Source organism: Streptomyces nogalater, assembly GCF_039532885.1.
GTDB classification, from domain to species: domain Bacteria; phylum Actinomycetota; class Actinomycetes; order Streptomycetales; family Streptomycetaceae; genus Streptomyces; species Streptomyces nogalater.
In genome coordinates, this window is the sequence record NZ_BAAASM010000019.1 from 104,376 (window position 1) to 124,773 (window position 20,398).

Consider the following 20,398-nt stretch of genomic DNA (forward strand, 5'->3'; position numbering starts at 1 on the left):
CCATCGCCGTTTTCTCCGGTTTGTCTGGGATTGTCATCCTATGACGCCTATCACAGAGGTGGAGGGGCGCCGGGTCGCGCTCAGCAATCTGGAGAAGGTGCTCTATCCGGAGACCGGCTTCACCAAAGCGGAGCTGCTGCACTACTACGCGACCACCGCCACCGCCCTGCTGCCCCATCTGCGCGACCGGGCGGTGTCCTTCCTGCGCTACCCGGACGGTCCCGAGGGCCAGCTGTTCTTCACCAAGAACGTGCCGCCGGGTACGCCCGAGTGGGTCACCACCGCCGAGGTCCCCCGTTCCTCCCCGGACAGCCCGGCCCGGATGGTCCTCGTCCAGGACCTGCCGAGCCTGGTCTGGGCGGCCAACCTGGTCACCGAGTTCCACACCCACCAGTGGCGGGTGCAGCGCCCCGAGGAGGCGGACCGGCTGGTCTTCGACCTCGACCCGGGGCCGCCCGCGCACATCGTGCACTGCTGCGAGGTCGCCCTGTGGCTGCGCGAGCGGCTCGCGGCGGACGGGATCGAGGCGTACCCGAAGACCGCCGGGTCGAAGGGGCTGCATCTGCTGGCGGCGGTGCGCGACAGCTCGTCCGAACGGACATCGGAGTACGCGAAGGCGCTGGCGGTGGAGGCCGAGCGCGCCCTGCCCCGGCTGGTGGTGCACCGGATGACGAAGAGCCTGAGGCCGGGGAAGGTGTTCGTCGACTGGAGCCAGAACGCGGCCCGCAAGACCACGGCCACCCCCTACACCGTGCGCGCCCGCCCGGCCCCGCTGGTGTCCGCGCCGGTGACCTGGCAGGAGGTCGCCGACTGCCGCAGCCCCGCGCAGCTGGCGTTCCGGGCCGACGACATCGCCCCGCGCCTGGCGGACCACGGCGACCTGATGGCACCCCTGCTGGACCCGGCGTCGGCCGCTCCCCTGCCCTGACCCGCACCAAACCCGGAGCCGACCGCTCCCCTGCCCTGACCCCTGCCGGACCCGCCGTCGACCGCTCCCCTGCCCTGACCCCTGCCGGACCCGGAGCGGGTCGCTCCGCTGCCCTGACGCACCCGCCCCGTCCGGCCGGCCGGGTTCACACCCGCAGCCAGACGTTCCGGTCGCGTGCCATCCCGTGCAGCGCCTCCACGTCCGCCGGCTTGAGCACCCCGCCCAGCCGGGCCAGGTCCGCCAGCTCCGGTTCGCGCAGGATCCGCATCCCCCGCGGCCGGGCCGTCACGGTCACCTCGGCCGGGTCCACCAGGGCCAGCAGCGGGTGGACCTCCGCGGTCAGCGCGTAGGAGGCGCGGTCGGCGGCGGAGCGCAGCGGGCGCAGCAGCGGCGCGGCCTCACGGCGGCCCAGGGCGACCATCGGGTCCGCGACCCGGACCCGGGCCCGGCGGGCGTACAGGGCGTGGACGGCGAACAGTCCGCCGGGGCCGATCACCAGGTGGTGGATGCGGTCGCCGCCGGGCAGCGGGACGGAGTGCAGGGTGTGCCAGCCGGCGCCCTCCAGCCCGTCCAGCGCCTGTCCCACGGCCTGCTCGGCACTCAGGGCGCGCCGCCGCGGGTCGGGGCGCAGCCGGTGCGCGGGGCCGGGGTGGCGGTCCAGGGCGACGAGCAGGGCCTCGCCGGGGCGGTTGGGGGCCAGGTCGTCGTCCGGGTGCAGGGTCAGCCGGGCGAGTTCGGCGGGGGTCGGCAGCGGGGGCGGGCCCACGGTCACCGGGCCGGTGAGGAAGGGGTGCAGGACCTGGAGCACGGCGTCCCGGTCGTCCTCGGCGAGCAGGTCGACCCGGCCCGACTCACGGTCGTACCAGGCCACGGCCGCTCCGTCCGTGCGGCAGACGTACAGCCGCTCACGACCGTGCCGGAAGGCCGGCACCACGCGCAGTCCGCTCATGCGCCATCACCCCTCGACCATGGGAACAGGCGGGGCGCCGCCGGGGCAAGACCGGTTACCGTGGTGGGCGGCCCTGTGCGGGGAGTTGGGGAGGCACCGTTGCGGACCCGCGGATCGCAGCCCGATGTACCGGCTCCGAAGAGCCCGTGGAACGAGATCGTGCCCGGCCTGTGGATGGGCGGTCACGCGTTCCGGGACCGTTCCGGGCGGCTGGAGCTCGCCGTCGTACGGGACGAGTTCGACGTGGTGCAGTCGCTGCTGCGGCTGCCGGGCCACGGGCCCGGTCCGGGCGTGGAGCACCATGTGTGGCCGATCCCGGACGGGCCGCTGGACGGCACGCAGCTGGCCGGGGTGATCCGGCTGGCCCGTGCGGTGAACGACGCGCTGGAGGCCGGGCGCCGGGTGCTCGTGCGCTGCTACCACGGCTACAACCGCTCGGGACTGGTCGTCGCGCACGCGCTGGTCCAGCGGGGTGACACGGCCGACCAGGCGATCCAGCTGATCCGGGCCCGGCGTTCGGCGTGGGCGCTGCACAACGAGCTGTTCGTGGAGTACCTGCGCACGGGCCTGGCGACGGTACGGCTGCTGGAGGAGCTGGCCGAGTAGCCCGCCGCCCCTCGCCCGGAGCACGCGAAGCAGTACAAAGCAGGCTTCGGTCAGAATGTAGGGATGCCAGCCCGTCGTCCCGCGCGTACCGCCCTCGCCCTGGCCGCCGTCGCCCTGCTCTCGGCGACGGCGACGGCCTGCGGGGACACCGGCGGCCTGCGCGCCGCCGGGCCGACCACGACCGCCGTGAGCCCCACCCGGCTGTGGCCGGACCTCAGGCCCGCGTCCAGTCCGGCCTATCCGTACGACGTGGCCACCCGGGAGACCGTCGAGGGCGTCACGGTCCCCGGCGGCGACATCCGGAAGGTCGATCCGGTGGACGTCGTGGCGGCGGAGCTGACGGCGCGCCCCGGCGACTACGGGCCCAAGGGGCCGTACCACGCGACCGCGGACCGGATGCGGCAGTGCCGGCCGGGCGGCGACCGGGGCCGGTGCCCGCTGCTCAAGCCGTACCACCGGGACCTGACCGGGGACGGCCGGGCGGAGCTGACGCTCGGCTTCCGGCTGTACCCGAGCAACCAGACGGCGGTGCGGGTCTACACCGCCGAGGGGCACCGGCTGGTGCAGGTGCTGGCCGACAACGACGCGCTCCTCGGGGTGGAGCTGGCCGGGCGGGCGCTGATCGAGCGCTCCCCCGCCGACACCTCCGGCTACGAGTACCGCACCACCTGGGTGTGGGACCCGGACGAGCGGGCGATGGTGTTCTCCCGCGACGAGTACCTGCACGTCGGCGACGGCCGGCACGGCCGGCGCACGCCGTCCCCCTCGGCCTCCCCGGGTGCGCGATGAGGCTCACGCTGCCGCACTGGTCCGGGGCGCTCGCCGTCAAGGCCGCCGTGTTCATCACGGTGATGTGCTGCGCGCTGGCCGCGCTGCTCGGCGTGCTGGTGCACGTCTCGGTGACCGACCAGACCGTGGGCCAGGCCCGTGACCTGGCGCTGTCCCGGCTCGCCGACGCCACCGAGGCGTACGAGGCCGGGGACCGGCTGCTGCCGGGCGCCCGGGTGGATCCCGTGGAGCTGCCCCCGTCGCTGCGCGGGCTGGCGCTGTCCGGGCAGCGCGGCACGATGGTCGCGACCTACCGGGGCCGTCCGGCCATGTGGGCGGCGGGGCCGGTGGCCGGGCACCGGGCGCTGGGCGTGGCGGTGGACTACTCGCAGCAGTCGCGCACCATCGCCGGTCTGGACGAGTCGATCGTGTGGTCGTCGGCGCTGGCCATCGGGGCGACGGTGCTGGTCGGCGTGTTCGCGGTGACCCGGGTGACCCGGCGGCTGCACGGTACGGCGCGGGTGGCGCGCCGGATCAGCGCCGGTGACCTGGACGCCCGGGTGAACGATCCCCGGACGAAGGATCCGACCCGGCCGCAGGACGAGGTGGCCGCGGTGGCCGCCGCGCTGGACTCGATGGCGTCCTCGCTGCAGGGCAAGCTGCTGAGCGAGCAGCGGTTCACCGCGGATGTGGCGCACGAGCTGCGCACCCCGCTGACCGGGCTGCACGCGGCGGCCGAACTGCTGCCGCCGGGCCGGCCGACGGAGCTGGTACGGGACCGGGTGGCGGCGCTGCGCACGCTGACGGAGGACCTGCTGGAGATCTCCCGGCTGGACACCGGGCGGGAACGGCTGGAGCTGGGCACGGAGGCGCTGGGCGCGCTGGCCGAACGGGTGGTGCGGGCCTCGGGCACCGACACCGAGGTGCGGGTCCTGCGGGACGTCCGGGTGGAGACCGACCGGCGGCGGCTGGAGCGGGTGCTGGGGAATCTGGTGGCCAACGCGCACAGGCACGGGGCGCCTCCGGTGGTGCTGACCGTGGACGGACCGGTGGTGACCGTACGGGACCACGGGCCCGGGTATCCGGAGTACCTGGTGGCGCACGGACCGCAGCGCTTCCGCACGGAGGGCGGGGCGACCGGGCACGGGCTGGGGCTGACGATCGCGGTGGGGCAGGCGGAGGTGCTGGGCGCCGCGCTGGGCTTCGGCAACGCGGCGGACGGGGGCGCGGTGGCTACGTTGCGGTTGTCCGGGGGCGAGTAGGGCTCGGGGCCGCGGGTGGTTCTCGGGCTTTCCGTGGTGTGTGGCCGAGCGCGCCGTCCCCCGCGCCCCTTGAAGGCGCTGCGCGCCTCCGGGGCGCGCCCGGCCCCCCAACAACGGACACAAGACGCCCCATTTCGGTAAGTTCCGGACATGACGAAGGCCGGAAGCACTCTGGCGGCGGCCCCCGCTCCCCCGCGCGCCGTGCGCCTTCCCCGGCGCCGGGGCGTCGAGCTGTCCCTGCTCGTGCTGGCCGTCCTGCTGTCCGTGTACGGCTACTGCGCGGTGGGGCTCGCCCGGTCCGGGACCGTGCCGCCGGGTGCCGTCGGGTACGGCGCCGGACTCGGGATGCTCGCCCTGTTCGCCCACATCGCGGTGCGGATCCGCGCGCCGTACGCCGATCCGCTGCCGCTGCCCATCGGGGTGCTGCTCAACGGGCTGGGCCTGGTGCTGATCTACCGGCTGGACCTGGAGACACCGGGCGATCAGGCGGCCCCGACCCAGCTGGTGTGGTCCACGCTGGGCGTCGGGCTGTTCATCGGGATCGTGCTGGTGCTGCGCGACCACCGGGTGCTCCAGCGGTACGCGTACGTCTGCGTGGTGGCCGCCCTCGCCCTGCTGGCGCTGCCGATCCTGTTCCCGGCGGTCAACGGGGCCCGGATCTGGATCCGGATCGCCGGGTTCTCCATCCAGCCCGGCGAGTTCGCCAAGGTGCTGCTCGCGGTGTTCTTCGCCGCCTATCTGGCCGCCAACCGCAGCGCGCTGGCGTACACCGGGCGCCGGCTGTGGCGGCTGCAGTTCCCGACCGGGCGGGTGCTGGGGCCGATCCTGACGATCTGGCTGGTGAGCGTCGGCGTACTGGTGCTGGAGCGGGACCTCGGGACCTCGCTGCTGTTCTTCGGGCTGTTCGTGGTGCTGTTGTACGTGGCCACCGGGCGCACCGGCTGGATCGCGGTCGGGCTGCTGCTCGCCGTGCTCGGCGCCGTCGCCGTGGGACGGCTGGAACCGCATGTGGGCGGGCGGATCGAGGACTGGCTGCACCCGTTCGCCACCATCGAGGCCGGGCGGGGTCCCAACCAGCTCGCCCAGTCCCTGTTCGCCTTCGCCGCCGGCGGCCTCCTCGGCACCGGGCTGGGGCTCGGGCACTCCATCCTGATCGGCTTCGCCGTCAAGTCGGACTTCATCCTGGCGACGGCCGGGGAGGAGCTGGGCCTCGCGGGGCTCGCGGCGATCGTGCTGCTGTACGCGCTGCTGGTGGAGCGCGGTTACCGGGCGGGGCTGGCGCTGCGCGAGCCGTTCGGCCGGCTCCTCGCGGTCGGGCTGGCCTCGATCGTGGCGCTCCAGGTGTTCGTGATCGCGGGCGGGGTGACCGGGCTGATCCCGCTGACCGGCATGGCGATGCCGTTCCTCGCCCAGGGCGGCTCCTCGGTGGTCACCAACTGGGTGATCGTGGCGCTGCTGGTCCGGGTGAGCGACTCGGCGCGCAGCCAGTACGACGGGCGGGAGGCGCCGTGACCGAGTACGGCCCGCTGCCCGAGGGCGGGCGGCCGATGGCGCGGTACATCCGGCACGCCTGCGTGTTCTGCGCCCTGCTGCTGGCGGCGCTGCTGGCCAACGCGGCCCGGGTGCAGGTGGTGCAGTCCCGGGAGTACGACGCCAACCCGGCCAACCGGCGGGCCACGATCGCCCGCTACCAGCAGCCGCGCGGGAACATCCTGGTGGACGGCGCGCCGGTCACCGGGTCGGTGGACACCGGGGAGCAGCTGCGCTACGAACGCTCGTACACGGACGGCCCGTTGTACGCCCCGGTCACCGGCTTCTCCTCGCAGACGTACGGCACCACGTTCCTGGAGCACACCGAGGACGGGGTGCTGTCGGGCACCGATCCGCTGCTCGCGCCGCTGCCGCTGTGGAACGACGTCACCCGGGGGCGCGGCCGTGGCGGTGATGTGGTGACCACGCTGAACCGGCGGGCGCAAAAGGCCGCGTACCGGGGACTGGCCGGGCGCAAGGGCGCGGTGGCCGCGGTGGAACCGGCCACGGGACGGATCCTGGCGCTGGTGACCAGCCCGTCGTACGACCCCTCGGAGCTGTCGGGCAACAACGAGGCGGTGGCCTCCGCCTGGGCCCGGCTCAACCACGACCCGGAGAAGCCGATGCTCAACCGGGCGGTGCGGCAGACGTATCCGCCGGGGTCGACGTTCAAGGTGGTCACCGCGGCGGCGGCGCTGGACGCGGGGGTGGTCACGGACCTGGACGAGCGGACCGACTCCCCGGACCCCTACCGGCTGCCCGGCACCACCACCCGGCTGACCAACGAGGGCGACGGCTGCGCGGACGCCTCGGTGCGGGACGCCTTCGAGTGGTCGTGCAACACGGTGTTCGCCAAGCTGGGGGTGGATGTGGGGGTGCGGGACATGGTGGCCACGGCGCAGGCGTTCGGGTTCAACGACACCGAGGTGCGCATCCCCTTCTCCGTGGCGCCCAGCACCTTCGACACGCACGTGGACCGGGCGCAGCTGGCGCTGTCGTCGATCGGGCAGTACAACACGCGGGCCACGCCCTTGCAGATGGCGATGGTCGCGGCGGCGGTCGCGGACGGCGGGGTGCTGCGTCCGCCGTATCTGGTGGAGCGGACCACCCGGCACGGCGGCGCGCCCCTGTCCGGGAGCGGGGCGCGGCCCGGCCGGCAGGTGATGCGGCCGGCCACCGCGGACGCGCTGGCGGAGCTGATGGCCGGGGTGGTCCAGGAGGGCACCGGCACCCACGCGGCCATCCCCGGCGTGCTGGTCGGCGGCAAGACCGGCACGGCACAGCACGGGGTCGGCAACACGGGGGTGCCGTACGCCTGGTTCGTCTCCTGGGCCAAGTCCGCCGACGCGCCGGAGCCACAGGTGGCGGTCGCGGTGGTGGTGGAGGACGCGTCGGCGGACCGGGGCGAGATCAGCGGCGGCGGCACGGCGGCCCCGATCGCGCGCGAGGTGATGCGGGCGGTGCTCGGCGGCTGAGGGCCGGGTCAGCCGGCGGGCCGGAGCATCTCGGAGCGGATCCGCAGGGTGGTGCGGGCGGCCTCCTCCAGGTCCACGTCGGCGGGGTCGCGCACGGAGCGGTCGACCTTCCCGACGGCGGCGGCCGTGTTGCCGTCCGCCCAGGCGCAGACGCCGTAGGTCAGGGTGACCGCGGCGCTCTTCTGGGTGAGCACCTGGCAGCTGACGGGGGTGGCGGCGCCGGCCGGGGTGACGTCCCGCGCGGGCCGCTCCACGGTCACGCCGTCGGCCTCGGCGGCGCCCTTGAGCAGGCCCCGGCGCATCGCGGACGTGTGCTTGAACCGGCCGTACATGCCGGAGACGAGCAGCATGGCCCGGGAGTCGTCGCCGGGCGGGCCGTAGCGGCCGACGGCGGCGTGGACGTCCTTGGCGTCCCAGGCGCCGTCGGCCTCGTCCTCGACCTTTGCGCCCTCGGTGTCGGAGAGGTCCTCGGCGAGGGTGTACTCGCCGTCGAGCAGGGTGTGCGGCAGGACCAGCTTGTTCTCCGCCGCCGGGAAGCCGCTCCCGGCCACCATGCCGAGCACCACGAGCCCGGCGACGACGACCGTGACGACCCCGCCGACGATGCCGAGCACCAGCCCGACCCGGCGCTTCCTCGGCGGCGGCGCCATGGGCGGCACGCCCCAGCCGGGGTAGGGCTGCTGCGGCGGGTAGGGCTGCCCGCCCGGGTACTGCTGCGGCGGGTAGGGCTGCTGGTGCTGCGGGTACGGCTGCTGGTGCTGCGGGTGGGGCTGCTGCTGGGGGTACGGCGAGCCGTACGGGCCGGGGGCGGCCTGCGGAGGCTGCTGGCCGTAGGGCCCCGGGTACGGCGGCGGCTGCGACGAAGGCATGGACACGCCAGCACGCTACTGCACCCCGCCGACACCCCCGCCACCGCGTCCCGCGCGGCCCGGCGGCACCCCTCACCCCGCCGTCAGCCCTGGTCGCCGGCCGCGCGTGCCGTCAGTCCTGCCTCGCGCCCGACTCGATCGCCGTCTCCACCTCCGCCACCCGCTGCCGCTCCTGGGCGGCGAAGCGTTCGGCGTCCAGCCGGTCGGCCAGTTCCTCGTCCTGGGCCATCAGCAGGTCCAGGCTGGAGTCGCCCAGTTCGAAGACGCCCATGTCCGCGTAGGCCCGCTGGAGGCGCTCGCCCCACAGGCCGATGTCCTTGACGCACGGGACGATGCGGCTGAACAGCAGCTTGCGGAACAGGCGGAGGAACTCGGACTGTTCGCTGATCTGCCGCGCCTCGGCCTTCGGGATGCCGAAGTTCTCCAGCACCTCCACCCCGCGCAGCCGGTCGCGCATCAAGTAGCAGCCCTCGATGACGAACTCCTCGCGCTCGCGCAGTTCGGCGTCGGTGAGCTGCCGGTAGTAGTCGCGCAGCGCCATCCGGCCGAAGGCCACGTGCCGGGCCTCGTCCTGCATGACGTAGGTGAGGATCTGCTTCGGCAGCGGCTTGTTCGTGGTGTCCCGGATCATGCCGAACGCGGCCAGCGCCAGGCCCTCGATCAGCACCTGCATGCCGAGGTAGGGCATGTCCCAGCGGCTGTCGCGCAGGGTGTCGCCGAGCAGCGACCGCAGGTCGTCGTTGACCGGGTAGAGCAGGCCTATCTTCTCGTGCAGGAACCGGCCGTAGATCTCGGCGTGCCGGGCCTCGTCCATGGTCTGGGTCGCGGAGTAGAACTTGGCGTCCAGGTCGGGCACCGACTCCACGATCCGCGCCGCGCAGATCATCGCGCCCTGTTCGCCGTGCAGGAACTGGCTGAACTGCCAGGAGGCGTAGTGCCGGCGCAGTTCGCCCTTGTCCTTGTCGGAGAGCTTGTCCCAATGGCGGGTGCCGTACAGGGACATGGCCTCCTCGGGCGTGCCGAGGGCGTCGTACGGGTCCACCTCCAGGTCCCAGTCGATGCGGGTCCGCCCGTCCCACTGCCTGTCCTTGCCCTTCTGGTACAGGGCCAGCAGACGGTCGCGCCCGTCGTCGTACTCCCAGGTGAACCGGGCCGCGCCGGTGGCGGGCACCTGCCAGGGGGAGTCTTCCGGATCGTTGGCGTACAGGTCGTGGGTCCGCATACTCCCCAGGCTCACGCGCGGCCGCCGGGTCAACAAGTCCTGCGCGGGGGATTGACGACCTTACTGACAAGGAGTCTTATAAGTGCAGGACGACTACCCCCGGGTAACGAGGTGAGGGAGCCATGACGACCCTGACGGAAGCGGACGCGCTGGAGGGGCTGCGCGACGCGCTGGGCCTGCTCAAGGACCGGGAACAAGTAGCCGAACGGCTGCTCGCCTCTTCCGCCAAGCACTCCTTCGACCCGGACAAGGAGCTGGACTGGGACGCGCCCTTCGAGGAGGGCAAGTGGTTCTGGCCGCCGGAACTGGTCTCGCTCTACGACACACCGATGTGGCGGCGGATGAGCGAGGAGCAGCGCATCCTGCTCTCCCGGCACGAGGCCGCGGCGCTGGCCTCGCTCGGCATCTGGTTCGAGCTGATCCTGATGCAGCTGCTGGTCCGGCACGTCTACGACAAGGCGGCGACGAGCGCCCACGTGCGCTACGCCCTCACCGAGATCGAGGACGAGTGCCGGCACTCGAAGATGTTCGCCCGCCTGATATCGCGCGGTGACACGCCCTGGTACCCGGTGAGCCGGACCCACCAGAACCTCGGCCGCCTGTTCAAGACGATCTCCACGACCCCCGGTTCGTTCACCGCCACCCTGCTCGGCGAGGAGGTCCTGGACTGGATGCAGCGGCTGACCTTCCCGGACGAGCGGGTGCAGCCGCTGATCCGGGGCGTCACGCGGATCCACGTGGTGGAGGAGGCCCGGCACGTCCGGTACGCCCGTGAGGAGTTGCGGCGCCAGATGGTGACCGCCCCGAAGTGGTCCCAGGAGTTCACCCGGGTCACCTCCGGCGAGTTCGCCCGGGTCTTCTCGGTCGCCTTCGTCAACCCGGAGGTGTACACGAACGTGGGGCTGGACAAGCGGGAGGCGATGGCCCAGGTGAAGGCCAGCGGGCACCGGCGGGAAGTCATGCAGACGGGTGCGAAGCGCCTGACCGATTTCCTGGACGACATCGGTGTCCTGCGGGGCGTGGGGCGGCGACTGTGGCGGGCGTCAGGTCTCCTGGCGTAGGTCCGGCAAACCCTCCCGGGGGGCGCGGGCGCGGCGCATGTGCGCCCCGGGCGCCCGCGAGCGCCGCATGGCGCCCTCGCGACGGCGGTTAGGCTGACCGCCATGACCCAGTCGGCCACCCCCGCATACCGCCGCCTGAGCGTCGAGGAGCGACGGAACCAGCTCCTCGACGCCGCGCTCTCGCTCTTCGCGCACCGCGCGCCCGAGGACGTGTCCCTCGATGACGTGGCGGAGGCGGCCGGAGTCTCGCGTCCCCTGGTGTACCGCTACTTCCCGGGCGGCAAGCAGCAGCTCTACGAGGCCGCGCTCGGGTCGGCCGCCGAGCAGCTGAACCAGTGTTTCGACGAGCCCAACGAGACGTCCGCGCTGTCCCGCCTGTCCCGCGTCCTGGACCGCTATCTGGCCTTCGTCGACCAGCACGACACCGGTTTCAGCGCACTGCTCCAGGGCGGCAGCGTGGTGGAGACCAAGCGCACCACCGCCATCGTGGACGATGTGCGCCGGTCCGCCGCCGACCACATCTACCAGCACATGGAGGTCAGCGAGCCCGGCCCGCCGCTGCGCATGACCGTGCGGATGTGGATCGCGGCCGTGGAGGCGGCCTCCCTGATCTGGCTGGACAACGACAAGCAGCCGCCGCCCGCGGAGCTGCGGGACTGGCTGGTCGAGCAGTTCGTGGCCGTCCTCAAGGTCACCGCGGGCCGGGACCCGCAGACGGCGGCGCTCGTCGCCACGCTCGCCGAGAACGATCCGGTACCGAGCGCGTGAAGAGCCAGGACACCCCCTTCGAGGGCGGCCCCATGGACGGACGCGTGCTGCCCGTCCTGCTCGGCCCCACCGGGCACCCCCCGAAGACGTACCGCATCCCCGTCCCGGACCCGGACGGCGGCCCGGCCACGGTGCTGGTCTACCGGCGCGTGCCACGCGGGCACAGCAGGCGGCTCGGGCTGGTCCAGGGCTGGAAGTACCGCTACGACCCGGACGACACCACCGGCGGACGGCTCAGGTGGCCCTGGTCCAGGCCGACCGCCCCGGCCGCTCCGCCGCCCGACACCCCGCCCCATGCCCCGCGATCCGGCAAGCCGGGTGACACGAACGAGTGAAAGTGGTGCGCCGAACCGCGCAGCCTTCCCGCATAGGGGGTGCCGACACGTCTGATTATCACCGTGCGACGGACGGCGGAGAGCCCGCCCTCCGCGCCCCGGAGGTGATGACGTGTCAGCAGTGCTCCGGCGTCTGGCCGGTACGGCCGCGGTCGCGGCCCAGGCCGTCCTCGCGCCCGTACCCGCCGCGGCCGTACCGGATCCGCAGCCGTCCGTGTCCGCACCCGGCGCACGGCCGCCTGCGGCCGCACCGGACCGGCAGCCGTCCGTGGCGCGGTTGCTGACGGACCTTCAGCGGCTGTACCGGCAGACCGAGCAGGCCACCGAGACCTACAACGCCACCACGGAGAAGCTGGAGCGGCAGCGCGCCGAGGTGGCCCGGCTGGACGGTGAACTCGCCCGCGCCCGGCTCGCCCTGCGCTCCCGGCGCCTGGATGCCGGCCGGCTGGCCCGGCAGCAGTACCAGAGCGGCGGCGGCCTCGGCCCCTACGTCCGCCTCCTCCTCGCCCCCGATCCGCAAGCCGCGCTGGACGAGGGCCATGTCATCGGCGAGCTGGCGCGCGAACGGGCCCGTGCGGTGGCCCGGCTGACCGTCACCGAACGGCGCCAGGACGCCCTGGCCCGCGCGGCCCGCAAGGCCCTGGACACCCAGCTCGGCCTGGCCGAGCGGCAGAAGCGGCAGCGCGACGACGTCCGGACGAAACTGGCCGGCGTGGAGCGCCTGCTGGCCACCCTCACCCCGGACCAGCTCGCGGCCGTGGCCCGGCTGGAGGAACAGGGCGTCGCCGAGGCCCAGCGTGCCCTCACCACCGCGGGCGCCCTGCCCGCCGACCGCCCGGCGGCACCGCCCGCCGCCGGCCCCGCCGCACCGCCCGCCGTCGGCCCCACCGCACCGGCCGCCGACCGCGCGGTCCGCTACGCCCTGGACCAGGTCGGCAAGCCGTACGCGTGGGGCGCGGCGGGCCCGGACGCCTACGACTGCTCGGGGCTGACCTCGCGGGCCTGGGCCCAGGCGGGCGTCCCGGTGCCGCGCACCAGCCAGGAGCAATGGGACCGGCTCGGGAAGGTGCCGCTGCGGCAACTGCGCCCCGGGGACCTGGTGGTGTACTTCCCCGAGGCGACACACGTGGCGATGTACGTGGGGGACGGAAAGGTCGTCCAGGCACCGAGACCGGGCGGGCGGGTCACGGTCTCCCCGATCGCCGCCCACCCGATCCTGGGCGCCGTACGTCCTGGTACGGGGGGACCCGGCTAGTCCTCGCAGAACCGTCGGCTCGCCAGATTCGCGCCGTCCTTGAACCCCTTCTCGAAGTTCTCGTCCACGCGCGCGAATCCCCGCTGCCGCTCCCTCGTGTCGCAGTTCTCCCGCACGGTCGCGAATCCCTGCCGGAAGCCCTCGCGGTACTGCTGCCTGGCGTTCCTCTGCTCCCCCTCCTCGGCCGTGCCGCAGCCGACCACGGGGCCGCCGATCTGCTGGGCGGTGACGGTACCGCTCGCGCCGGTGACCGTCAGGGAGAAGCGGCCCGTGGCGTCCGCCCTCGCGCTGCCCTCGGCCCCGCTGGCGGATTCGACGGCCACGGACTTGTTCGGCCTGAAGTCCCTGCCGCTGACCAGCAGGTTCCTGGGGTTTTCGGTGTTTCTGACGCTACAGGTGGGTGATGCCGCCGCCGCTGACGAGGCGGAGAACGTCACCGTCCCCAACGCAAGCGACGACACCGCCACGGGCGCCAGAACGGCCAGGCGTACACGTCGAGCGTTCATGGGAACTCCTCCCTGGCTTGTCCCCCCTGCACACCTGTCCCAGCGTCCCCCCGCCGATTTCAGGTGTCAAAAGGGGACAGAACCATCAGGCTCCCGTGAGCGACCCCAGGTAGGCGGCCGCCTTGTCCGGGTCGAAGAAGAAGTCCTCGAAGTCGGCCGGGTCGTTGAATCCATTGGCGAAACGGTCCGCCACGGGCTGGAGCGACCCGGCCGCGCCGATGAGGTTCAGCACGTGCTCCGGCGGCGGGGCCAGCATGGCGTTGGTCCACTTGGTGACGTGCTGCGCGGTGGCCCAGTAACGGTCGAAGGTGGCCCGCATCCACTCCTCGTCGAAGGGCTTGTCGCCATGCTCCAGGATCGAGGCCAGGTACGCCGCCGCGCACTTGGACGCCGAGTTGGAGCCCTGCCCGGTGATCGGGTCGTTGGCCACGACCACGTCGGCCACGCCCAGGACCAGACCGCCCGAGGGCAGCCGGCCGACGGGGTTGCGCACGGTCGGGGCGTAGCGCCCGGCCAACGTGCCGCCCGCGTCGGTCAGTTCGGCCTTCGTGGCGCGCGCGTACTCCCAGGGCGTGAACCGCTCCATGAGTTCCAGGGTCAGGGAGAGGTGCTCGGCCGGGTCCTTCACACCGCGGAAGACGTCGAGCGGGCCGCCGGGTATGCCCTCCCAGAACAGGATGTCGGCGCGGCCGGAGGTGGTCAGTGTCGGCATGACGAACAGCTCGCCGACCCCGGGGACCAGGTTGCAGCGGACCGCGTCGAACTCCGGGTGCTCCGGGCGCGGACCGAGGCCGTGCACGTACGCCACCGCCAGCGCCCGCTGCGGCTCGGCGTACGGGGAGCGCTCGGGGTCGCGGGCGAACATCGACACCAGCTCGCCCTTGCCGGCCGCGACCAGCACGAGGTCGTAGGTGCGGGAGAAGTAGTCCAGGTCGCCGACGGCCGCGCCGTGGATGACCAGCTGGCCGCCGCGCTGCGCGAAGGTCTCCATCCAGCCGGCCATCTTCACCCGCTGGTCGACGGACTGCGCGAACCCGTCCAGCCGGCCCACCCAGTCGACGGCGCGCTGGGTGGGGCCCGGGTCGTGCGAGCCGGGCGCGGCCACCGAGACGCCGAGTCCCTCGATCTTCGGGGCCTGGGACTCCCAGAAGTTCAGCTGCAGATCGCGCTCGTGCTGGAGTGCCGTGTGGAACATGCACTGCGTCGACATGACCCGGCCGGTGCGGATCTCGTCCGCGGTCCGGTTCGACATCAAGGTGACCTCGTAACCGTGCGACTGCAGGCCGAGGGCGAGCTGGAGGCCGGACTGACCGGCTCCCACGACGAGTATCTTCCGCATGCGGGTGGGGACTCCTATCAGGACTACTCGGGGGTTTCGTCCAGCGCGTGGCCGACGAGGGCCAGGAGGGTCTCGATCACCGAGAACCGCCGCCGCGCGTCCATGATCATGACAGGGATGTGCGCGGGTATGGTGAGCGCCTCCCGTACGTCCTCCGGCTCGAACCGCTCGCTGCCGTCGAAGTGGTTGACGGCGACGACGTACGGCAGTCCGCAGCTCTCGAAGTAGTCCAGCGCGGGGAAGCAGTCCTTCAGGCGGCGGGTGTCGGCCATGACGACGGCGCCGATCGCGCCGCGCACCAGGTCGTCCCACATGAACCAGAACCGCTGCTGTCCCGGCGTGCCGAACAGGTAGAGCACCAGGTCGTCGTCGAGCGTGATGCGGCCGAAGTCCATGGCCACGGTGGTGGTGAGCTTGCCCGGGGTGGCGGACAGGTCGTCGGTGTCCTCGCTGGCCTCGGTCATCAGCGCCTCGGTCTGCAGGGGCGTGATCTCCGAGACGGAGGTGACCAGGGTGGTCTTGCCGACGCCGAAGCCGCCCGCCACCACGATCTTCGTCGCGATGGGGGCGCGCGTCCGGTCCGTCTGCCACGACTTCAGGTCCTCGTCCGGCTCGCCGTAGGAGGCGGCGAGGGGAGTGCCCCCGAAGGCGGCGGTGGCGTCAGAGACGGCGGAGTCCACTCAGCACCCTTTCCAGCAGCGCGCGGTCCGGGCGGCCGGTGCCATGACCGGTTCCGGTGCCGTACACACGGATCTTTCCCTGGTCCGCGAGATCGCTCAGGAGGACGCGGACCACACCGAGCGGCATCTTCAGCAGCGCGGCGATCTCGGCCACCGTGCGCATACGGCGGCACAACTCGACGATGGCCAGCATCTCCGGCATGCCCCGGTTCGCCTGCGAGCCGTTCGTCAGTTCCTTGCGCTCCTCGGGAGCCTCCAGCGCGGCCACGAACGTCTCCACGAGGAGGACGTGGCCGAAGCGGGTACGGCCGCCGGTGAGCGAGTAGGGGCGGACGCGGGCGGGTTTGCGGTCGCCGCCGCGTACCGGGAGCCGCTGCTTGCCCGGCTTGTTCGCGGGGCCGGTCACCGGGTGCTCCCCGTCGACTCGGCCTCCATGGATTTGCGCAGCTCGCTGCGGAGTTCGGGGGTCAGGACGTGCCCGGCACGGCCCACGAACAGCGCCATGTGGTACGCCACCACGCTCATGTCGCATGCGGCGGAGCCGTGCACGCCGAGCAGCGAGCCGTCGCTGATCGACATGACGAACAGGCTGCCCTCGTCCATCGCGACCATGGTGTGCTTGACCCCGCCGTACTCCAGCAGCCGGGCGGCGCCCACGGTGAGGCTGCCGATGCCGGAGACGATGGTGGCGAGGTCGGCGGAGGACCCGCGCGGGCCCTTCGCCGGGCGGGCCGTACGGGACTGCTCCGTGTGGGCCGGGTCGGACGACAGCAGCAGCAGTCCGTCCGAGGAGACCACGGCGACGGACTGGATGCCGGGTACTTCCTCGACCAGGTTGGTCAGCAGCCAGTGCAGGTTACGGGCTTCACTGCTCAGTCCGTAGGTTGTGGGCGCGGTCAACTGCTTGCCTCCTCGGCTGTGCCCCCCGTGGCTTCTTCGGCGTGTGCGTAACTGGTCGGCCGCCGGTGGCCGGCCGTCTTCTCGGCGATCTCCGTCTCTACGTCGCGGTAACCGGCCTCGGCACCGCTGCGGAAGCCGCCGAGCCTGCGGCGCAGGGCTTCGGCGTCGACGCGGGTGTTGCGTTGGCGGGGCGGGGCGGCGGGGGCGGTGATCCTGGGTGTGCGCTTGGGGAGACCCTTGCTGGTGAGCGGCTCCGCCGCGTCTGCCTGCGGCGCCTCGGCCGGCGCGTTCGCCTCGGTTTCGCCGTCGGCGGCCGCCGGGCCCGTGGGCCGGGCCGGCAGGGTCGTGCGCGGAGTCGTCGGGGACTCGGCCCGGTCCTTCGGTTCCGTCGCGTCTTCCGGCTCCGTCGCGTCTTCCGGCTCCGCCGGCTCCTCCTGCGCCGTCGGCAGGAGGAGTTCCATCGTCGTCTCGGCCGGGGTCTCCGCCGGCTTGGGGCGGGTCTCCGTGGGGTCGGTGGGCGGGGTCGCCTGTTCGTGGGTGTCCCGTACGGCCTGTTCGGCCAGGGCCACCAGCGGGTCCTTGGTGCGGGCCCGCAGGACGTTGGAGTTGGCCTCCGCGTCGGCGCCCGGGAGGGTGTACGTACCCGTGGTGGCGCCGGATTCGGCCTTCGGCGGGAGGGCCGCCGGCGGGGCCTCGGCGAGCAGCTGCGCCGGCAGGACCACGACCGCCGCGGTGCCGCCCTGCTTCTGGTCGCGCAGCTGGACCCGCACACCGTGCCGGTGGGCGAGCCGCGCGACGACGTAGAGGCCGAGGCCGAGACCGTCGGCGTCCTCCTGGTCGTAGAGGGACTGCGGGTCGAAGTCGGTGAGGCGGGCGTTGAGGCGGTCCAGCCGGTCCTTGGCCACGCCGATGCCCTCGTCCTGGACGGAGAGCATGACCTCGCCCGACTCCAGGAGCCAGCCGGAGACCTCCACCGGCAGCTCCGGCGGGGAGAACGACGTGGCGTTCTCCATCAGTTCGGCCAGCAGGTGGGAGAGGTCGTCGGCGGCGAACCCGGCCACGTGCGCGTGCGGCGGCAGGGAGGCGATGCGGACGCGTTCGTAGCGCTCGATCTCGCTGACCGCCGCCCGGACCACGTCGACCAGCGGCACCGGGCCGGGGTGCTGCTGGACGTGCTCGGTGCCGGCGAGGACCAGCAGGTTCTCGCTGTGCCGGCGCATCACGGTGGCGAAGTGGTCCAGCTTGAAGAGGGTCGCCAGGCGGTCGGGGTCCTGCTCGCGGTCCTCCAGGCCCTCGATGACCGCCAGCTGGCGTTCGACCAGGCCCAGGGTGCGCAGCGCCAGGTTGACGAAGGTCGAGCCGATGCTGGCGCGCAGCCGCTCCAGCTGGGCGGCGGAGTCGGCGAGTTCGGCGCGCAGCTCCTCGCGGGCGTCGGCCATCTTCTGGCGCTGGCCCACCAGGTGCTTGCGGTCGGTCTCCAGGGTGGCCACCCGCTCGTGCAGGGCGGCGGCGTGCGCGTGCAGGGCGTTGACCGAGCGGACCACCTGGGCGAACTCGTCGTTGCGGCCGGTGAAGGCGATCGGGTCCTGGGCCGCCGGGTCCTCGGCCTGCGCCAGCCGGGCCGAGCCGCGGCGCAGCACCGACAGCGGGCGGGTCAGGCTGCGGGCCATGGCGGTGGCGACGCCGACCGCGACCAGCAGCAGCACACCGAGGACGGCGACGCGGATCTCCAGGGCGGTGACGTCGTCGTCCCGGAGTTCCTCCAGGTCCTTGGTGCGGTGGTCGTAGAGCGCGGACTCGGCGCCGCGCATCAGGTCGACACGGGCGGACAGGGCCGCGTCCAGCTTCTTGGTGCTGGTGGTCAGCTCGCTGTCGGCCAGGGTCGGCTGGTCGGTGAGCGTGGCGAGGAACTTCTCGGCCGAGTTGACCTCGGGGCCGGTGACCGTGGAGTCGTAGGAGTCGACGGCCGCCTCGGGGGCGGTGGCGCGGAAGTCGGCGAGGGCCGCGTCGGCGCGCAGCCGGGCCTGCTGGGCGGCGGCGGTGAGCGCGTCGCGCCGCGCGCGGTCCGCGTCGTCGCCGGCGGCGGAGGTGGTGGGCAGGCCGGTGACGGGGTCGATGACCGTCCGGGTGGCGGCGGGGACGTTCAGCGCGGCCAGCAGCAGGCCGCGGGCGGCGGCGGACTGCTGGACGGCGGAGTCGAGTTCGGCGAGGGCGTAGGCGCCGGAGCCGGCCCGCGGGGGAAGCTGCTCGGCCAGTCGCTCGGCGAGCCGGTGCAGCTCGGTGATCGTCGCCGAGTAGGCCTGGTGGGTCCGCAGGGCGTCGGTCTTGCCGGTGAGGGCGGCCCGGCGGAGCTTGTCGATGCCGTCGAGGGCGGCGCGCAGGCGGGCCGGGGTGTCGGTGTCCGCGCGCAACTCCGCGGCCTGCCGGTCCACGCGGGCGCTGCGGTCCTCGGAGGGTGCCTTGGAGCGGGGGCGGCCGGCCGCGACGTAGGAGGTGACCTCGTCGCGTTCGTCGGCCAGGGAGTGGGCGAGGGTGAGCGCGTCCTGGGTGCGGGCGGCGAGCGTCACCAGTTCCTGGGAGTCGCCGACGTCCCCGGAGGCGGTCAGCAGCGCGGGCACGCCCGCCCCGGCCACGGCGGCGGCCACCACCGCGACGGCGACGATCAGCCGGGTGCGCACATGGGTGGGGCGGCCGGTGCCCACGGGGGTCTGCGGGACGGTCCCCGCGGGGGCCGGCTGACTGCCTGTGCGCCGAGGCCGCTTTTTCTGCACCGGTGCTCGCATTCTCGAACTCGTCTACCCAGGGGCCCGGGTGGTGCCCCGTCACTTCGGGGCCAAGTGGTGCGTTCACCCGGTTCGTACGGTTCCCGACCCTCCCAGCGCCGGTGGGCAGTGGTCGCGCATCACCTGACCCGCCACCCGAAGGAGTGAACATCGGAGGGGAGTTGGCGGGCAAGTTCCTCCGGCGTGTGCCCGGCTCGCGTGCGGCGGGCCGGTTGGACGCGCGCGGCAGGCTTTGGCAGTATTCGCCACCACGTCTTCCCGGAGTGCCTCATTCCAGCCCAAACCAGGCGGCTGACCTGCGAGGTCGCGGGAATTCCCCGACGCCCGCGGTCCGCGGCGGACCGTGTGAAGGGGTCGTGCAGACTGACCGGGTGCGTACTGATCTCGTTTCGGAACCCGGCGACGCGACCCGCCCCAACGAGGACTTCGCCGGTGTCGGACTACCCGCCTGCGGACAGGGCGGTTGCGTGGTCGTCCTGGACGGAGTGACACCGCCGCGCGACGGGGCGGGCTGTCTGCACTCCGTGCCCTGGTTCACCGCGCGGCTGGGCGGCGCGCTGACCGAACTGACCGTTTCCAGCCGAGATCTGACGCTGCCGGAGATTCTCGCGCGGGCGGTTCGGCGCACCGCCGAGGCGCACGCGGACACCTGTGACCTTTCTCACCCCCGGACGCCCCAGGCAACCGTCGCGCTGGCCCGCTGGTCCGCCGCCGAGGTCGAGTACCTGGTGCTGTCGGACGCGGCGCTGCTGCTGCGGGGGCCCGACGGGACGGTGACCCCGGTGCTGGACGACCGGCTCGCCCGGCTCCCCCGCTCCGCGCTGGTCTCGGACGCGCTGATCGACGCCCGTCTGCGCAACAAGGAGGGCGGGTTCTTCACGGCCGCCGCCGACCCCGCCGTGGCCGCCCGCGCGGTCACCGGTGTGCTGCCCCGGCGCGAGGTGCGGGCGCTGGCCGCGCTGACGGACGGCGCGACCCGCTGGACGGAGATGTTCCGCGAGGGGGACTGGGCGGCCCTGTTCGACGTGGTCGCCAAGGAGGGCGCCCGGTCGCTGGTCGAGCGGGTGCGCGGGCTGGAGGCGGCGGACCGGGAGCGGCGGGCCTTCCTGGGGCGGGGCAAGACGCACGACGACGCGACGGTGGTGTACGCGCGGCTGTGAGC

The 20,398-nt window shown here is 73.4% G+C and carries 20 protein-coding genes; 11 read left to right on the forward strand and 9 right to left on the reverse strand.

The genetic code is table 11. The features are described from left to right. The first annotated feature begins 40 nt into the window (after positions 1 to 40). Positions 41 to 928 (forward strand): non-homologous end-joining DNA ligase, encoded by an 888-nt coding sequence (gene ligD / locus ABD350_RS15445; RefSeq protein WP_344348643.1) that lies wholly within the window; start codon positions 41 to 43, stop codon positions 926 to 928. A 145-nt stretch (positions 929 to 1,073) separates the two neighbouring features. Here ligD and ABD350_RS15450 read toward each other — a convergent pair whose 3' ends face one another. Continuing rightward, complete coding sequence (locus ABD350_RS15450; RefSeq protein WP_344348645.1) at positions 1,074 to 1,877, reverse strand: nuclease-related domain-containing protein; 804 nt, start codon at positions 1,875 to 1,877, stop codon at positions 1,074 to 1,076. Positions 1,878 to 1,976: 99 nt separating this feature from the next. Here ABD350_RS15450 and ABD350_RS15455 point away from each other — a divergent pair, with 99 nt between their 5' ends. From ABD350_RS15455 to ABD350_RS15475, 5 genes are all read left to right on the forward strand, one after another. Then, positions 1,977 to 2,483 carry a protein-tyrosine phosphatase family protein gene (locus tag ABD350_RS15455; RefSeq protein ID WP_344348646.1) on the forward strand — a complete coding sequence of 169 codons (507 nt, stop codon included), beginning with the start codon at positions 1,977 to 1,979 and terminating at the stop codon, positions 2,481 to 2,483. 63 nt (positions 2,484 to 2,546) lie between these two features. Next, positions 2,547 to 3,272 (forward strand): hypothetical protein, encoded by a 726-nt coding sequence (locus tag ABD350_RS15460; protein WP_344348647.1) that lies wholly within the window; start codon positions 2,547 to 2,549, stop codon positions 3,270 to 3,272. Then, the gene (locus ABD350_RS15465; protein WP_344348648.1) at positions 3,269 to 4,513 is read left to right on the forward strand and encodes an ATP-binding protein; all 1,245 of its coding nucleotides are present in this window, start codon (positions 3,269 to 3,271) and stop codon (positions 4,511 to 4,513) included. The genes ABD350_RS15460 and ABD350_RS15465 overlap by 4 nt, the downstream gene beginning before the upstream one ends. Before the next feature lie 150 nt (positions 4,514 to 4,663). After that, positions 4,664 to 6,025, forward strand: coding sequence for an FtsW/RodA/SpoVE family cell cycle protein (locus ABD350_RS15470; RefSeq protein WP_344348650.1), 1,362 nt, complete (start codon positions 4,664 to 4,666; stop codon positions 6,023 to 6,025). Between the two features lie 35 nt (positions 6,026 to 6,060). Further along, positions 6,061 to 7,518, forward strand: coding sequence for a penicillin-binding transpeptidase domain-containing protein (locus ABD350_RS15475; protein ID WP_344348705.1), 1,458 nt, complete (start codon positions 6,061 to 6,063; stop codon positions 7,516 to 7,518). A gap of 8 nt (positions 7,519 to 7,526) precedes the next feature. On the opposite strand, the gene ABD350_RS15480 is transcribed toward ABD350_RS15475, so the two are convergent. Together ABD350_RS15480 and ABD350_RS15485 are read right to left on the reverse strand one after the other, a co-directional pair. Continuing rightward, positions 7,527 to 8,387, reverse strand: coding sequence for a hypothetical protein (locus ABD350_RS15480; protein WP_344348706.1), 861 nt, complete (start codon positions 8,385 to 8,387; stop codon positions 7,527 to 7,529). 112 nt (positions 8,388 to 8,499) lie between these two features. Then, positions 8,500 to 9,609, reverse strand: coding sequence for a ferritin-like domain-containing protein (locus ABD350_RS15485; protein WP_344348651.1), 1,110 nt, complete (start codon positions 9,607 to 9,609; stop codon positions 8,500 to 8,502). A 122-nt stretch (positions 9,610 to 9,731) separates the two neighbouring features. Here ABD350_RS15485 and ABD350_RS15490 point away from each other — a divergent pair, with 122 nt between their 5' ends. The 4 genes from ABD350_RS15490 (at position 9,732) to ABD350_RS15505 (ending at position 13,028) form a co-directional block, all read left to right on the forward strand. Beyond that, positions 9,732 to 10,670 carry an AurF N-oxygenase family protein gene (locus ABD350_RS15490; RefSeq protein ID WP_344348652.1) on the forward strand — a complete coding sequence of 313 codons (939 nt, stop codon included), beginning with the start codon at positions 9,732 to 9,734 and terminating at the stop codon, positions 10,668 to 10,670. A 102-nt stretch (positions 10,671 to 10,772) separates the two neighbouring features. Then, a complete protein-coding gene (locus tag ABD350_RS15495; protein WP_344348653.1) occupies positions 10,773 to 11,438 on the forward strand; it encodes a TetR/AcrR family transcriptional regulator in 666 nt (221 codons plus the stop codon). Continuing rightward, on the forward strand, positions 11,435 to 11,773 hold the full coding sequence (locus ABD350_RS15500) for a hypothetical protein (protein WP_344348654.1): 339 nt from the start codon (positions 11,435 to 11,437) through the stop codon (positions 11,771 to 11,773). Before ABD350_RS15495 ends, ABD350_RS15500 begins: the two co-directional genes overlap by 4 nt. Before the next feature lie 112 nt (positions 11,774 to 11,885). Next, on the forward strand, positions 11,886 to 13,028 hold the full coding sequence (locus ABD350_RS15505) for a C40 family peptidase (protein ID WP_344348655.1): 1,143 nt from the start codon (positions 11,886 to 11,888) through the stop codon (positions 13,026 to 13,028). On the opposite strand, the gene ABD350_RS15510 is transcribed toward ABD350_RS15505, so the two are convergent. The 6 genes from ABD350_RS15510 to ABD350_RS15535 all read right to left on the reverse strand — a co-directional run bounded on the left by ABD350_RS15510 (position 13,025) and on the right by ABD350_RS15535 (position 19,236). Continuing rightward, a complete protein-coding gene (locus ABD350_RS15510; protein ID WP_344348656.1) occupies positions 13,025 to 13,534 on the reverse strand; it encodes a hypothetical protein in 510 nt (169 codons plus the stop codon). The genes ABD350_RS15505 and ABD350_RS15510 overlap by 4 nt on opposite strands. Before the next feature lie 85 nt (positions 13,535 to 13,619). Continuing rightward, positions 13,620 to 14,873, reverse strand: coding sequence for a styrene monooxygenase/indole monooxygenase family protein (locus ABD350_RS15515; RefSeq protein WP_344348657.1), 1,254 nt, complete (start codon positions 14,871 to 14,873; stop codon positions 13,620 to 13,622). Between the two features lie 23 nt (positions 14,874 to 14,896). Beyond that, positions 14,897 to 15,553 (reverse strand): GTP-binding protein, encoded by a 657-nt coding sequence (locus tag ABD350_RS15520; protein ID WP_344348658.1) that lies wholly within the window; start codon positions 15,551 to 15,553, stop codon positions 14,897 to 14,899. Continuing rightward, entirely contained in the window at positions 15,534 to 15,959 is a 426-nt protein-coding gene (locus ABD350_RS15525; protein ID WP_344348659.1) for a DUF742 domain-containing protein, read from the reverse strand. The genes ABD350_RS15520 and ABD350_RS15525 overlap by 20 nt, the downstream gene beginning before the upstream one ends. Next, a complete protein-coding gene (locus tag ABD350_RS15530) occupies positions 15,956 to 16,453 on the reverse strand; it encodes a roadblock/LC7 domain-containing protein (RefSeq protein ID WP_344348660.1) in 498 nt (165 codons plus the stop codon). The genes ABD350_RS15525 and ABD350_RS15530 overlap by 4 nt, the downstream gene beginning before the upstream one ends. Further along, positions 16,450 to 19,236 carry a sensor histidine kinase gene (locus ABD350_RS15535; protein ID WP_344348662.1) on the reverse strand — a complete coding sequence of 929 codons (2,787 nt, stop codon included), beginning with the start codon at positions 19,234 to 19,236 and terminating at the stop codon, positions 16,450 to 16,452. Before ABD350_RS15535 ends, ABD350_RS15530 begins: the two co-directional genes overlap by 4 nt. Positions 19,237 to 19,607: 371 nt before the next feature. Here ABD350_RS15535 and ABD350_RS15540 point away from each other — a divergent pair, with 371 nt between their 5' ends. Further along, the gene (locus ABD350_RS15540) at positions 19,608 to 20,396 is read left to right on the forward strand and encodes a protein phosphatase 2C domain-containing protein (RefSeq protein ID WP_344348664.1); all 789 of its coding nucleotides are present in this window, start codon (positions 19,608 to 19,610) and stop codon (positions 20,394 to 20,396) included. The last annotated feature ends 2 nt before the right edge of the window (positions 20,397 to 20,398 follow it).